Origin of the sequence: Pseudomonas sp. FSL L8-0168, assembly GCF_037976155.1 — a bacterium.
Classification (GTDB): Bacteria; Pseudomonadota; Gammaproteobacteria; order Pseudomonadales; family Pseudomonadaceae; genus Aquipseudomonas; species Aquipseudomonas paracarnis.
In genome coordinates, this window is sequence record NZ_CP150262.1 from 279796 (window position 1) to 295677 (window position 15882).

The 15882-nt window shown below is 60.2% G+C and carries 4 protein-coding genes; 2 read left to right on the forward strand and 2 right to left on the reverse strand.

Going from position 1 to position 15882, the window contains the following annotated elements; all coding sequences use genetic code 11:
- Positions 1-10488: an amino acid adenylation domain-containing protein gene (locus MHH62_RS01245; RefSeq protein ID WP_339232267.1), complete on the forward strand. Its 10488-nt coding sequence runs from the start codon at positions 1-3 to the stop codon at positions 10486-10488.
- Positions 10489-10619: 131 nt separating this feature from the next.
- On the opposite strand, the gene MHH62_RS01250 is transcribed toward MHH62_RS01245, so the two are convergent.
- Together MHH62_RS01250 and MHH62_RS01255 are read right to left on the reverse strand one after the other, a co-directional pair.
- Positions 10620-13052 carry a TonB-dependent siderophore receptor gene (locus MHH62_RS01250; protein WP_173877515.1) on the reverse strand — a complete coding sequence of 811 codons (2433 nt, stop codon included), beginning with the start codon at positions 13050-13052 and terminating at the stop codon, positions 10620-10622.
- A 118-nt stretch (positions 13053-13170) separates the two neighbouring features.
- Positions 13171-14823, reverse strand: a complete 1653-nt coding sequence (locus tag MHH62_RS01255; RefSeq protein WP_019816834.1) for a cyclic peptide export ABC transporter — start codon at positions 14821-14823, stop codon at positions 13171-13173.
- A 202-nt stretch (positions 14824-15025) separates the two neighbouring features.
- Between MHH62_RS01255 and MHH62_RS01260 the strand changes: the two genes are divergently transcribed.
- Complete coding sequence (locus MHH62_RS01260; RefSeq protein WP_014718818.1) at positions 15026-15853, forward strand: N(5)-hydroxyornithine transformylase PvdF; 828 nt, start codon at positions 15026-15028, stop codon at positions 15851-15853.
- The last annotated feature ends 29 nt before the right edge of the window (positions 15854-15882 follow it).

A 15882-nucleotide genomic window follows, 5' to 3' on the forward strand; every position in this document is an offset into this window, starting at 1 on the left:
ATGCTTTCCAACCCTAATATCGACCTGGTGTCGCGCTTTCTTCGCTTGCCTCTGGAGCAGCGCCAGCAGTTTTACCAGCGCCTGCAAAGCCGGGGCATGAGTTTCGCTCAACTGCCGATTGCTCCGACCCGCCACGACAGCGACACACCGACGTTGTCTTACGCCCAGGAACGCCAGTGGTTCCTTTGGCAACTGGACAAGGACAGCACCGCCTATCACATCCCAGGCGCCCTGCGTTTGCACGGGCACTTGGACCTGGCAGCGTTGCAACGCAGTTTCGACAGCCTGCTGGCCCGGCATGAAAGCTTGCGTACGCAATTGGTCGAGGACGATGAACGTCTGTGGCAGGCAGTGCTACCGCAGGCGCGGGTGCAGATCCAGCAGGCGCACGTCGACCAAGCGCAGTTGATGGCGCGGGTGGAAGAGGAAGTGGCGCGGCCGTTCGATTTGCACCAGGCGCCGTTGTTGCGTGTGACGTTGTTGCAACTGGCCGAGGATGAGCATGTGCTGGTGATGGTGCAGCACCACATCGTCTCCGATGGCTGGTCGATGCAGGTGATGGTGGAGGAACTGGTGCAGCTCTACGCCGCCCATAGCCAGGGCCATGACCTGCAACTCCCGGAACTGCCGATCCAGTACGCCGACTACGCGCTGTGGCAACGCGGCTGGATGGAAGCCGGGGAACAGGCGCGCCAACTCGCATATTGGCAGGCCCTGCTGGGCGGCGAGCAACCGGTGCTGGAATTGCCGCTGGACCGCCCGCGCCCGGCGCAGCAAAGCCATCGCGGTGCAAGCCTGCAGGTGCATCTGCAACCGACGTTGGTGGCGGGCCTCAAGCGCCTGGCGCAGCAAGAGGGCGTGACCGCGTTCATGCTACTGCTGGCGTCGTTCCAAGCCCTGTTGTATCGCTACAGCGGGCAGTCGGATATCCGCATTGGCGTGCCGAACGCCAACCGTAACCGCGTCGAAACCGAGCGGCTGATCGGCTTCTTCGTCAACACCCAAGTACTCAAGGCTGACCTTGACGGGCAGATGAGCTTTGCCGAGCTGCTGCAACAAACCAAACGCCGCGCCCTGGAGGCCCAGGCCCATCAGGACCTGCCGTTCGAACAACTGGTGGTGGCGTTGCAGCCCGAGCGCAGCTTGAGCCACAACCCATTGTTCCAGGTGATGTTCAACCACCAGACCGATGCCCAAGGCGGCCGCGAAGGCCAGCAGTTACCGGGCCTGCGTGTGGTGGAACTGGACTGGGACAGCCAGACCACCCATTTTGACCTGAGCCTGGACACCCATGAATCCGCCGACGGGCTTTGGGCCGCGCTGACCTACGCCACCGACCTGTTCGATGCCGCCACCATCGAGCGCTTGGCGCAACATTGGCAGCACCTGCTGCAGGCGGTGGTGAGTGCACCCCGCAGCCGCCTCTGCGAACTGCCGATGGCGAGCGCCGCTGAGCAACACAGGATGCTCCAGGACTGGAACACCCCGGCCGGTGTCACCCCCTTTGAGGCTGTACACCGGCTGTTTGAAGCCCAGGCTGATCAGCAGCCGGAACGTCAAGCCCTGGCCCTGGATGAGCAGACCCTCAGCTATGGGGAACTGAACCGTCAGGCCAACCGCCTGGCGCATTATCTGCTGGCTCAGGGCGTCGGCCCTCAAGGGCTGGTGGGGATCGCCGTGGAGCGCTCCTTTGCCATGGTGGTCAGCTTGCTCGCGGTGCTCAAGACAGGAGCGGCCTATGTGCCGCTGGACCCTGAGTACCCCCGCGAACGCCTGGCGCATATGCTTGAGGACAGTGGTGTGGGCCTGGTGTTGACCCAATCCCACCTGCATGGGCGCCTGCCGTTGCCGGCCCAGGTGCTGGCGGTGGACATCGACCGGGTCCAGGCGCAGTTGGCGTTGCGTGCCGACGATAATTTGCCGGTTGAGGTCGAGCCCCAGGGCCTGGCGTATGTGATCTATACCTCCGGCTCCACAGGCAAGCCCAAGGGGGTTGCCATCAGCCATGCAGCACTGAGTGAGTTCGCTGGCATCGCGGCGGATTACTCGCAGTTGGTTGCCCAGGACCGAGTGTTGCAGTTTGCCACCTTGAACTTCGACGGTTTCGTCGAGCAGCTGTACCCGGCGCTGACCCTTGGTGCCACCGTGGTACTGCGTGGCCCGCAGTTGTGGGACGGTGCCGAGCTGTATCGGCAGATCATTGCCCAGGGCATTACCCTGGCCGACTTGCCCACGGCCTACTGGAAGCTGTTCCTGCAAGATTGCCTGGCAGCAGGCCCAAGGACCTATGGTGCCTTGCGCCAGATCCATATCGGCGGCGAAGCCATGCCGTTGGACGGCCCGCTGTTGTGGCAGCGCGCCGGGCTCGGCCATGTGCGCTTGCTCAATACCTACGGGCCTACCGAGGCCACCGTGGTTTCCAGCGTGCTGGACTGCACTGACCCGAGCGCCGTCAGCGCCGGCGGTGCCAGCCCCATTGGCCGGGCGCTACCAGGGCGTGGCCTGTATGTGCTGGACCGTGACCTGAACCTGCTACCGCTGGGCGCCGTGGGTGAACTCTATATCGCCAGCGCCAATGGCTTGGCCCGTGCGTATTTGCAGCGGCCGGGCCTGACCGCCGAGCGCTTTGTCGCTGACCCGTTCAGCCCATCCGGCGAGCGCCTGTACCGCACCGGCGACCTGGCGCGCTATCGCGCCGATGGTGTGGTGGAGTATGTCGGGCGGGTCGATCACCAGGTCAAGGTCCGTGGTTTTCGCATAGAACTGGGTGAGATCGAAACTGTGCTGCTGGCCCAGGACAGCGTGCGTGAAGCGCTGTTGCTGGCTGCCGACAACCAACTGCTGGCCTACCTGGTACCTGCGCAGACGCTGTCTGAAACCGAGCGCGCCGAGGTGGGCGAACAGCTGATGGCCACCTTGCGCGACCACCTGCCGGACTACATGGTGCCGGCGCACCTGATCTTCCTCGAGCGCATGCCGCTCAACCCCAACGGCAAGCTGGATCGCCAGGCCCTGCCCAAGCCAGATGCCAGCGTGGAACAACAGGATTGGCGGGTGCCGGTCACCCCGTTGCAACAACAGGTGGCGGCGATCTGGGCGGCTATTCTGGGGGCCGAACGGGTGGGCTTGAACCAGCACTTCTTCGAACTGGGCGGGCATTCCTTGCTGGCGATGCAGGTGGTGTCACGCATCCGCCAGACGCTGAGCCTGGAAGTGCCGCTCAAAGCCGTGTTCGAACACCCGCGGCTGGAGGCGTTTGTCGCGGCCATGCAAGCCCAGGAGAGCCCATCGCCAACGGCGCCGGCCCTGCTGTCGGCCGGGCGCGTGCAGCCGTTGCCGCTGTCTTACGCCCAGGAGCGACAATGGTTTCTCTGGCAACTGGAACCCCACAGTGCGGCGTATCACATTCCCAGCGCGCTGCGCCTGAAAGGGCAATTGGACCTGGCTGCGTTGCAACGCAGTTTCGATAGCTTGCTGGCGCGTCATGAAAGCCTGCGCACCCATATCCGCCAGGATCACGACGGCGCGGTGCAAGTGATTGAGCCGCCAATGTCCTTGCCGATCACCCAGGCCGATGCCGATGAAGCCCAGCTCAACGCCAGGGTGCAAGCGCTGATCGCCCAGCCGTTCGACCTGCAAGAAGGCCCGTTGCTGCGTGTCACGCTGTTGCGCCTGGCCGCCGACGAGCATGTGTTGGTGTTGGTGCAACATCACATCGTCTCCGATGGTTGGTCGATGCAGTTGGTGGTCGAGGAACTGGTGCAGTTGTATGCCGGTTACAGCCAGGGCCAGGACGTGCAGTTGCCGGCGCTGCCGATCCAGTATGCCGACTATGCCGTATGGCAGCGCAGCTGGATGGACGCCGGTGAGAAGCAACGTCAACTGGCCTACTGGCGTGAGCTGTTGGGCGGTGAGCAGAGCGTGCTGGAGTTACCGTTCGATCACCAGCGCCCGGCTGTGCAGAGCCACCGCGGCGCACGCCTGGCATTCGAGCTGACGCCGGAACTCACTCAGGGGCTCAAGGCTTTGGCCCAACAGCAGGGCGTGACCCTGTTCATGTTGTTGCTGGCATCGTTCCAGACCTTGTTGCACCGCTACAGCGGCCAGGAAGAAATACGTGTCGGCGTGCCGATTGCCAACCGCAATCGCAGCGAGACCGAGCGCTTGATTGGTTTCTTCGTCAACACCCAGGTGCTCAAGGCCGATGTGCATGGGCAGATGAGTGTCGAGCAGTTGCTGCAGCACGTTCGGCAACGCGCCCTGCAAGCCCAGGCCCACCAGGATTTACCGTTCGAACAACTGGTCGAAGCCCTGCAACCTGAGCGTAGCCTGAGCCACAACCCGCTGTTCCAGGTCATGTTCAATCATCAGACTGACGTCGGCCAGGCTCAGGTTCAGCACCAACTGCCAGGGCTGCGGGTAGAAGGGCTGGACTGGGACAGCAAGACCGCACATTTCGACCTGGACCTGGACATTCAGGAGTCCACCGAAGGTATATGGGCCACCTTGGGTTATGCCCAGGACCTGTTCGAAGCCAGCACCGTGCAACGCATGGCGCGTCACTGGCAGAACCTGCTGCAAGGTATGGTCGCCAACCCACGACAGCAGCTCAGCCAGTTAAGCCTGCTGGACGCGACCGAACAACAACAGATCCTGCAACTGTGGAACCGCACGGAGTCTGGCTTTTCGGCCGAGCGCCTGGTGCACGAATTGGTCGGCGATCGCGCCCGGCAAACCCCGGACGCAGTGGCGGTGAAATTCGATGCTCAAACCCTGACTTACGGCGAACTGGATCGCCAGGCCAACCGCCTGGCCCATGCCTTGATCGCCCGTGGCGTCGGCCCGGAAGTGCGGGTGGCTATCGCCATGCCGCGCAGTGCCGAGATCATGGTGGCGTTCCTGGCGGTGATGAAAGCCGGCGGTGTGTATGTGCCGCTGGATATCGAATACCCACGTGATCGCCTGCTGTACATGATGCAAGACAGCCGCTCGAAATTGCTGTTGACCCATTCGGCCGTGCAACACCGGTTGCCGATCCCGGACGGCCTCGAAGCCTTGGCGGTGGATCAGGTGCAAGCCTGGTCGGATTACAGCGATGCGGCCCCGGATGTGGCGCTGGACGGCGACAACCTTGCCTACGTGATCTACACCTCCGGTTCCACCGGTTTGCCCAAGGGCGTGGCGGTGGCTCATGGGCCGTTGGTGGCGCATATCATCGCCACCGGCGAGCGTTATGAAACCTCACCGGCCGATTGCGAATTGCACTTCATGTCGTTTGCTTTCGACGGCTCCCACGAAGGCTGGATGCACCCGCTGATCAACGGCGCCAGCGTGTTGATCCGTGACGACAGCCTGTGGCTGCCGGAATACACCTACGAGCAGATGCATCGCCATAACGTGACCATGGCGGTGTTCCCACCGGTGTACCTGCAACAGTTGGCCGAACATGCCGAGCGCGACGGCAACCCGCCGGCGGTGCGGGTGTACTGCTTTGGCGGTGATGCCGTGGCTCAAGCCAGCTACGACCTGGCGTGGCGCGCGCTGAAACCCAAATACCTGTTCAACGGCTACGGCCCGACCGAAACCGTGGTCACGCCGCTGCTGTGGAAGGCACGCAAGGGCGACCCCTGTGGCGCCGTCTATGCGCCGATCGGCACCTTGTTGGGTAACCGCAGTGGCTACGTGTTGGATGCGCAACTGAACCTGCAACCCATCGGCGTGGCCGGCGAGTTGTACCTGGGCGGCGAGGGCGTGGCCCGCGGTTATCTGGAGCGTCCGGCGTTAACCGCCGAACGCTTCGTGCCGGACCCGTTCGGCAAGCCTGGCAGTCGCGTGTATCGCAGCGGCGACCTGACCCGCGGGCGTCCGGATGGCGTGGTGGATTACCTGGGGCGTGTCGATCATCAGGTGAAGATCCGCGGTTTCCGTATCGAACTGGGGGAAATCGAAGCGCGCTTGCGTGAGCAAGCCAGTGTCGGTGAAACCGTGGTTGTCGCCCAAGAGGGGCCGACCGGTAAGCAACTGGTGGCCTATGTCGTACCACTGGACCCGACGCTCCTGGATGATGCTGTCGCTCAATCCACCGGTCGCGAAACCTTGCGGCGCGCCTTGAAAACCCGCTTGCCGGACTACATGGTGCCGACGCATTTGATGTTCCTTGAGCGTATGCCGCTGACCCCCAACGGCAAGCTCGACCGCAAGGGCTTGCCGCTGCCGGATGTGAGTCAGATGCAGCAGGTGTATGTGGCGCCCGAGAGCGAGTTGGAGCAACAGGTGGCGGCCATCTGGGCCCAGATCCTGGGCGTGGAGCGTGTCGGTCTGGCCGATCACTTTTTTGAATCGGGGGGGCATTCATTATTGGCGATGCAGGTAATTTCGCGCCTGCGTCAACTGTTGGGTCGGGAAGTACCCCTCAGAACAATGTTTGAGCAACCGCGACTGCAGGGGTTTGTCGAGACCCTGTGCAACTCCCATGAATCACAGGCAAGTGTGCTTCAGATCCTGCCGGTCAGCCGTCAACAGCCGTTGGCGCTGTCTTATGCCCAGGAGCGCCAGTGGTTTCTCTGGCAATTGGATCCGCACAGTGCGGCCTACCATGTACCCAGCACCTTGCGCTTGCGTGGCTGGCTGGATCATGCGGCTTTGCAACGCAGTTTCGACAGTCTGGTAGCCCGTCATGAAAGCCTGCGAACGCAGGTACATCAGGACGAAGGGCAGGCCTTCCAGATAATCCGTGAAAACGGCACTGTGGCCATCCTTCATGAGCAGGTCAATGAGGCGGACCTGCAGCGTCGGGTAGAGACCGAGATCGCGCAACCTTTCGATCTGCAGCAAGGGCCGTTGCTGCGCGTAACCTTGTTGCGCCTGGCCGAAGACGACCATGTGTTGGTGCTCGTGCAGCACCATATCGTTTCCGATGGCTGGTCAATGCAGGTGATGGTGGATGAGTTGGTGCAACTTTATGCCGCCTACAGCCAGGGCCAGGACCTGCAACTGCCGGCATTGCCGATTCAATATGCTGACTATGCCCAGTGGCAGCGTGACTGGATGACGGGTGGTGAACGCGATCGGCAAATGGGTTACTGGCAGGCTCTGCTTGGCGGTGAGCCGTCAGTGTTGGAGCTACCCCTTGATCGGCCGCGACCTTCGGTGCAGAGCTTTCGTGGTGCAAGCCTGGAGATCAAGCTTGCACCGGCATTAGTGGAGGGGCTCAAGGCCCTGGCGCAGCGTGAGGATGTCACGCTGTTCATTGTTTTGTTGGCGTCGTTCCAGGCTCTACTGCACCGCTACAGCGGGCAGCAGGATATTCGCGTGGGTGTGCCTATTGCCAATCGTAACCGGGTCGAAACCGAGCGCCTGGTAGGTTTTTTCGTCAACACCCAAGTGCTAAAGGGCGATTTCGATGCGCAGCTGACGGTCACCCAGCTGTTGCAGCAGGCCAAGCACCGGGCGTTGGACGCCCAAAGCCATCAGGACTTGCCGTTCGAGCAATTGGTCGAAGCCCTGCAACCTGAACGCAGCTTGAGCCGCAATCCGTTGTTTCAGGTGCTTTTCAATCATCAGAGTCAAGCGCGTCTAGCCAGTACGAGCCAGCAACTACCCGACCTGAGGATTGAAGGCTTGGAGTGGGGCACGCAAACCGCTCAGTTCGATTTGAGCCTGGACACACAGGAAACCGTCGATGGGCTATGGGCAACCCTGACTTATGCGACCGACCTGTTCGATGCCGCCACGCCCAATCGCATGGCGCGCCATTGGCAGAACCTGTTGCAGGCCATGTTGGATGACCCTCACCAACGTGTCGCTCAGCTACCGCTGTTGGAACCGCTTGAGCATCAGGTGATAGTCGAGCAGTGGAACGACACGGCGCAGGATTATCGGTTGGAAGACAGCGTGCAGAGGCAGATCGAAGCGCAAGTGCGGCGCACACCGAATGCCCAGGCTTTGGTGTTTGGCGCTCAGACACTGAGTTATACGCAGTTGAATGCACGAGCCAATCGATTGGCGCACCGCTTGATCCAGGCCGGTGTCGCGCCTGATGTGTTGGTAGGTGTGGCGATGGAACGCTCCATTGAAATGGTGGTAGCACTTCTGGCTGTGCTTAAGGCAGGTGGCGCCTATGTGCCGCTGGACCCGGACTACCCGCGCGAACGCCTGGCCTACATGCTGCAAGACAGCAACGTACCGCTGCTGCTGACGCAGGCGCATTTGTTACAGGCCTTACCGGTCAGCACGCCCTCGCACTGTCTGGTGGTCGAGCCCGACGATCACTGGCTGAGCGAGTATGCCGATACCGATCCTGATGTGGCCGTAGACGCGGAAAATCTCGCTTACGTCATTTACACCTCCGGTTCCACCGGCCAGCCGAAAGGGGCGGGTAACCGCCACTGTGCGTTGACCAATCGGTTGCTATGGATGCAACAGGCTTATACGCTCGGCGCCGAAGATACGGTGTTGCAAAAGACACCGTTCAGTTTTGACGTATCGGTATGGGAGTTTTTCTGGCCCTTGATGACCGGTGCACGGCTGGTGGTAGCGGCTCCTGGAGATCATCGAGATCCATCGAAGTTGGTGGAGTTGATCAATCGGCACCAAGTGACCACCCTGCATTTCGTGCCTTCCATGCTGCACGCATTCCTGCAGGATTCACAGGTGGCCAGCTGTCAGGGGTTGCGCCGTATCATCTGTAGTGGCGAAGCCTTGCCGGTGGGGGTGCAGCAACACGTATTCGCCGAGCTGCCGAATACGGGCTTGTTCAACCTGTATGGACCGACTGAGGCTGCGATTGATGTGACTCACTGGACGTGCGTCGATGAGCATCGTGACAGCGTGCCGATTGGCAGACCCATTTCCAATCTGCGCACTTACGTGCTGGATGCGCAGTTGCAGCCGGTCGCGGTGGGCGTTGCGGGCGAGTTGTACCTGGGGGGCGTCGGGCTGGCACGCAGTTACCATCGACGTCCCAGCCTGACCGCAGAGCGGTTTGTACCGTGCCCGTTCCAGCCTGGCACGCGGTTGTATCGTACCGGCGACCGGGTGCGACAGCGCAGGGATGGCGTGATCGAATACATTGGGCGCCTGGATCATCAAGTAAAACTACGCGGTTTGCGCATAGAGCTGGGTGAGATCGAGGCGCGCTTGCTGGAGCATCCACTGGCGCGCGACGCCTCGGTGCAAGTGCATGAAGGCAAGTATCTCGTTGGGTATGTGGTGCTGCAGGATTCGACACTCGCCTGGCGTGATGCACTGAGCACTCATTTATTGGCACATGTGCCGGACTACATGGTGCCTGCGCAGTGGGTACTGCTGGACCATATGCCACTGAGCCCCAACGGCAAACTGGATCGCAAGGCATTGCCTGCGCCGGATTCAAACTTGCACGAACGGCACTTCGTCGCAGCGCGCAATACGCTGGAGCAAACACTTGTAGCCATTTGGCGCGAAGTCCTGGAGCTTGAGCAGGTGAGTGTCGAAGATAACTTCTTCGAGTTGGGCGGGCATTCGTTGCTGGTCTTGATGCTCAAGGAGCGCATCCGCAAAGCTGTTGGCGTGGAGCTGTCGGTGAGTCAGTTGATGCTCAATCCGAGCGTCGCAGGGCAGGCGGCTTGCCTTGAGGGAAGCGCTGGCAGTTCGTTGATCGTGAGGCTCAACAGTCAAAGCCGTGGAACACCGTTGTACCTGTTCCATCCCAGCTATGGCTCGGTGCATTGTTACAAGGCGATTGCCCTTGCGTTGCGTGAGCACAGGCCGGTGATGGGGGTGATGTGTCGCGCCTTGGCCGAGGAGGGCAGCGAGGTGCCAGCCTGGGCTGCAATGGTCGAGGACTACACGACGCAATTGTTGAAGGCTCAGCCCGAGGGTCCGTTCCGTTTGGCCGGTTGGTCGCTGGGGGGCAACCTGGCGATGGAAGTCGCCTATGGCCTGGAGCAGGCGGGCCGACAGGTCGAGTGTGTTGGCTGGATCGACGCATCCCCGCCGCAGTGGGTCAAGCCGTTTTGGGATACGGCGGTGATGGTTGACGAAAGAGATATTTCTGCCAATGAACGGCGTGTGGAACTGTTGGAGGTGATGTTCCCTGAGTTCTCCCAGCAGATTCATGCCCACTGGTCCGAGCTGCAATGCTTAGAGGCTGCAGAAGGCGAGCAATGGACTGCATTCAGCCACTGGGCCGAGGAAACCCTGGGCTCGCGTTTTGGCGAGCTCAAGGATGAGTTGCTCAGTGGCCACGAAGCGCAGATTTCCTGGGAGGTTGACCGCATTCTCGGGCAGCGCCTGCACGATGCCGACTTCAAGGCGATCAAGGCACCGATAAGTTGCTGGTGGGCGACCTTGAGTCGTACTGGGGTACATCATCAATTGATTGAGGCGAGCATGCTGGAAGTTGCCGTGCAATCAACGATCGAGCGCTCAGTGTTGATCGAGACCAGCCATGACCGATTAATCGATAACGCAGAGTTCGTCCATAGCTTCGCTGCCGCGATGAGCTGACCAGAGGCCAATATGAAAAGCCCCCAGTCACCTTGAGCGACTGGGGGCTTTTTTATGGCCCTATCTATAGTATTTATTCGGACAAACAAAACGCCCCGGGCAGTCATTGCCTCGGGGCGTCTGATCCTGCTTTAGAAGTCCCAGCGAGTGCTGAGCATGAAGTTACGGGGTTCACCATAAGCGGCAGAATTGTAGAAGCCGATGTTGGTGTAATAGGACTTGTCGAAAACGTTGTTGATGTTCAGCGTCGCCGACACGTTTTTAGTGAATTGATAACGGGTCATCAGGTCCACCAACCAGTACGCTTCTTGAGAGAACTCCTCGTAGCCACCACGGGGAGAGTTATAGATATTCTGCCAGCCAACGCTCTGCCAGCGAGCGCCACCGCCAACGGTCAACTTGTCAAGATTACCCTTGAGCTTGTAAGTGGTGTACAGGCTGACCTGGTCTTCGGGTTCGAAAGTGGAAATCTTGACGTCTTTGTCGTCACGCACAATCTTGTGCGTATAGCCAGCCTGGAGCTGCCAGCCCGGAGCCAGTTCGCCGGACATCTCCAGCTCGTACCCCTTCGTCACGGCCTGGGTGCCTTTGAACGCGTAGTTCGAGGGGGTAGGTTTCAAGTTGTTGTAGTCATCGTCCGAAACGGAACGGTTGTCTTCATGGATCTCGAAGTAGGCCGCACTGGCGTTTACACGACCATCCAGGAAGTCGGCCTTTACACCCAACTCCCAATTCTGGCCTTCGTCCGGCTCAAGCAGCTTGTTGTCCCTGTCGCGGTTATAGCTTTCCTGGGGCATGAAAATATCGGTGTAGCTGGCGTAAACCGAGTAGGTGTCATTCAGGTCGTACACCGCACCGACATAAGGTACAAAGCGTCCTGACTCGCGATAGGTAGGGTTGTAGCCGGTCACCGTGTAGTTGACTACCCGGCCACCGAGCAGCAGCTTCAGGTCGTCAGCAAGGTTCAGCCGTGTTGTCATGTACATGCCGGTCTGGCGGACGGTGTCGTCGATTTTCGATTGTGGTTTGCCCCAATCAGGTTGCGGTGCGTTGCCGTGCCAGTTATTGAAGTCCACCAGGTTGGGGGCGAGGTTCCAGTAACCATTGCCATTCCATTCCGAAGCGCTGATGGAACCGCCGAATACCAGTTCATGCTCCCTGCCTCCCAGGCTGAAGGGGCCGCTCACATACAGATCGGCGGAGTCACTGACGGTTTCACCGGTGTATTTGCCCGAAGTCAGCTGTGACTTACCATCCAATCCCGGGGTGTCACCCTGAATGGAACCCATGAGTGCGTGGTAGCCGTTGATCTTGTGATCCAGTTGCAGTTTGGTTATCCAGCCATCCCCCAGGTCGTGCTCCAACATGGCGAAGACGGTGCGGGTGTATTGCTCCCAACTGCTCCAGTCGGCCGCGTTGTTGAACGAGCGCTTGACGTCGTTGCGATTACCCTGGGCGTCGATCAATGGGAAACTGCCCGACCAGGATGAGCCTTTCGGCAGGCTGTCCTGATAATCGCCGCCGACTGTCAGCAGGGTATCGGGAGACAGGTCGAACTCCATGATGCCGTAGTAAGTCGGGCTTTTGCGCTCGTAGCGGTCCATGAACGAGTGTTTGTCCTGATAGGCGGCGACGGCCCGGCCACGGATATTGCCGGTCTCGGTCAGCGGGCCACTCACATCCAACTCGCTGCGGTAGTTGTCCCACGAACCGGCACCCAGCGTGGCATGACCTTGGAACTCAGAGGTCGGCTTTTTGCGTACCAGGTTGATGGTGGCCCCCAGTGAACCAGCACCGGTCAGCAGGCCAGTCGCGCCCTTGAGTACTTCAACACGGTCGTAGATCGCCATGTCGCTCAGCGTGTTCCCCGCCGAGTAAGCCACGTTGCGTGCGGTGGAAGGGATCCCGTCATATTGGAAGTTGTTGATAGAGAAACCACGAGCGTAGTAGTTGCTGCGCTCAGTATCGAAGGCTGAAACGGTAATGCCCGGCGTGTGGCGCATCACGTCGTCGACACTGTTCAGGCCAAAGTCGTCCATGTGCTGACGCGTGACCACGGTCACCGATTGCGGGGTTTCCTTGGGCGTCAGGACCAGGCGCGTTGCGGTGGCAATCGAGCCTGGCGTATAGGAGCCGGTATTCTCGGTGACGTTACCCAGCATGTTGCCAGTGACTTGCGTCGGGCTCAGCTCCAGCCCACCACCACTACCAGCAGCAGTGACAGTCAAGGTGTTGCCGTTGAGGTTATAGGTGGTCTGGCTACCGGCCAGCAATGCATTGATGGCCTGCTGTGGCTGCATCTTGCCCTTGACGGCGGGGCTGTTCTTGCCCTGCACATCGCCCGGGCTGTAGAGCACTTGCACATTGGTCTGGCGGCCAAATTCCTGCAGTGCGCTCCCCAGCGACTGTGCAGGAATATTCAACTCGATCTCCTGGGCCTGCACATAGCCTGCAATCGGCATCGACACAGCCAACGCCAGGGTACTGGGCAAGAGGTTGATGTTCAGGGCCCGGCGCATGGATAGCGCTTTGCTCAGGGGGCTGAGACCGAGTCGTGCTGGCATGGATGCTTTCTCTTCTATGTTTTAAGTGGGCAATTCTAAGTGTTTATTGAGTTTAGTTCTCATTACCACTAGTGAGACGTTCCTACTTCGCAAAACCGGAAAAAATTATTCCGGTACTTCATGCAGGCTCCATCTCATGCACCACCTGACCGGCGCGCAGGCGCACCAAATGATCGGCGATGTCGAAATAACGGTCGTCGTGGCTGATCACGATGATGGTCTTGCCCAGGCGTTTGAGGTCCGGCAGCAGCTCGGTGTAGAAGATGCGGCGGAAGGCCGGGTCCTGGTCGGCGGCCCATTCGTCGAATACCAGTACCGGGCGCTCCTCCAGCCAGGCATTGACCAGGGCCAGGCGCTTGCGTTGGCCGGTGGACAGGTCAGTGGTGCTGAACACACCGTCCTTGACGCTGACCTTGTGCGCGATTTCCAGGCGCTCAAGGTATTGGGTGGCGCTGTCCAGGGACTGGGTGGCACTGCCTTGTACCAGGTCATCGAACAGGTAATAGTCGGAAAACACCGTGGTGAACAACTGGCGATAATCATCGCGCTCTGGGTCGGTCACCGCTGTACCGTTGAGCAGGATCTCACCCGCCTGAGGCGGATACAGGCCCAGCAGCAATTTGATCAGGGTGGTCTTGCCGCTGCCGTTCTCGCCGACGACAAACACGATATCGCCTTGTTTGATGCTCAGGTTGATCGGCCCCAGGTGGAACGGTTGGCTGCCTTCAACCGCTGGCGGGCTGTAGCTGACGCCGCGCAGTTCGAGGCTGTTGACCACAGGCTTCGGCGCTTCACTGTCGTCCATCAACAAGTGGGGCTCGGGCGAAGAAAAACGTTCCGACAGTTCGCTGATGCGCCCAAAGGCAATCTTCGCCTTGCCAACGACGGGCAAATAGCCCAGCAGGTGTTCCAGCGGGCCTTTCATATACAGCAGTACCAGCACGAAGCCGGTAATCACGGTGGGATCGGGGTTGGGATTGTAGGCCTGCATCGCCAGGGCCAGGCCGATGACCACGAAGAACAGCATCGAGCCAAAGGTCTTGGCCAGGATATAGATGTTGACCGAACGCACCTGGATATCGCTGATGCGGTCTGCGGTTTCCTGGATGCGGTGGGTGTTCATGCGAAACCGCCGCGGGCGGTGCATGCGCAGTTCCTTGGCGCCAGAAGCAATCGCATTGTAGTAACGCTGCAATTCATCTTCGTGGCTGCGGGCCAGATCGAAGCCCTGAATGCCTTTGCCACCGGCGATGAATTGCACGGCGCTGCCGATGATGATTGCGACCACCATCATCAGGAACATCGGCACGGACAGGTAAGCCAGGTAACCCAGGCATCCCAGGGTAACGGTGGCGGCGATGGCCAGGGGCGTGAAGGCAAAGGAAAAATCGCTGATGGTGTCCACGTCGTGGGTCAGCACCGGGATCAGGCGGTGAGAGCGATATTGCTCGATCTGCCCGATGGGCGCTGACAGCACTTTTTCACCCAGGTCCTTGCGCAGGGCGGCAATGATCCGTTGCCCGACGTAGTTGGTGCCGATGTCGGAAATGATCGAGCTGACCAGCGCCACCACGCACAATGCGGCGAAGGTCAACACCACACCCTGGGTCATGCCCCCCGCCGAATGCAGGGCATTGTTAATCGTCGCCAACAGCAAGGTAATGGCCAGGCCGCCCGCCATGCCAAGGGCGACGGACACCGTCACGATGGTGCGAAAGGGCCTGAGCAATGCGAGCAAACCTTTGAAGGCGCCGCGCTTGGGGTCGGTCATAAATACTTCCCGGAAAGTGAAAAAGAGGGGGCTGGGCACACAGACCCTTACCCATGACAAACGAAGCTGTGGCGTGACTATTTAGCGCGGCGTGCCGGGCGGTGGCAGTGGGCGATAAATTGCCCGGGGCCTGGTTCGTTCTTGTTCTGTAGGCGCACGTGTATCAATGCCGTGCGTGACCCTTTGAGCGAGAGCGAAACACATGACGAAAAAGAACCTGGTGTATGTCTGGTCCCTGAGAAACGCCGCCGCCGACAAGGCGGGGCAACCGGTGGCCTATAAAGACCACGAGCGCTATATGAAATCGGTGCTGGAGTTTCTGGTGGGCTCGCTCAACGACACGTCGCTGGGCGAGGCTTACAACCTCGTAGGCGTGGTGTATGACGACGATGAGCACAACCCGCGGGACCAGCAGTTGGTGGCGGACTATGGCTTTGCTTACCAGCCGGGTCGCCAGTGGTTGTACCCGGCGGATTTGCGTGTGCAAGGCACGTTGGTCAATGACCTGCTGCTCAGCGTGCCGTCGACCTATCGTCGCCTGCCACGGGGCAGCGCCGAACATGTCGCCGGCAAGCAGGATTTCGAGCGTCGGCTGCATGACACCCTGGTGGAGTTGAAGGCTGACATCGTGGTGCTGGATGGTTTGCTGGTGATCCTCGACGAACTGGTGCGCCCGGGTGCGCCGTTTGCACGGCGCATCATGAACATTCATCCGGGCATCACCCGCCTCGAGTCGCCTTACGAACGCCGTGGGGCGTACGCCACCTGGAATGCGCTGTACGGCGCACGTGGGCAGGCGATTACCGACTGGGCAACCAAGGCGACTCAGGCGTGCGAGCCGTTGTATTGGACCGGTGCGTCATTCCACTACGTGGATAACGGCATCGACTCGGGAGAGGTGTTCCACGACGTGCTCAAGACCGAGATTTCGCCCGAGGACACCATCCTTGAGTTGCGCTGGAACAACTTCAACAACAGCCTGTTCCCGGCATTGCATGAAGGCTTGGAGCTGTTGGCCAAACAAGGCTGAACCCTGTAGGAGCGAGCAAGAACTAGGCG

Coding starts and splice junctions, on each gene's coding strand:
- MHH62_RS01245 (WP_339232267.1), top strand. CDS start 1: ATGCTTTCCAACCCTAATATCGACCTGGTGTCGCGCTTTCTTCGCTTG.
- MHH62_RS01250 (WP_173877515.1), bottom strand. CDS start 13,052: ATGCCAGCACGACTCGGTCTCAGCCCCCTGAGCAAAGCGCTATCCATG.
- MHH62_RS01255 (WP_019816834.1), bottom strand. CDS start 14,823: ATGACCGACCCCAAGCGCGGCGCCTTCAAAGGTTTGCTCGCATTGCTC.
- MHH62_RS01260 (WP_014718818.1), top strand. CDS start 15,026: ATGACGAAAAAGAACCTGGTGTATGTCTGGTCCCTGAGAAACGCCGCC.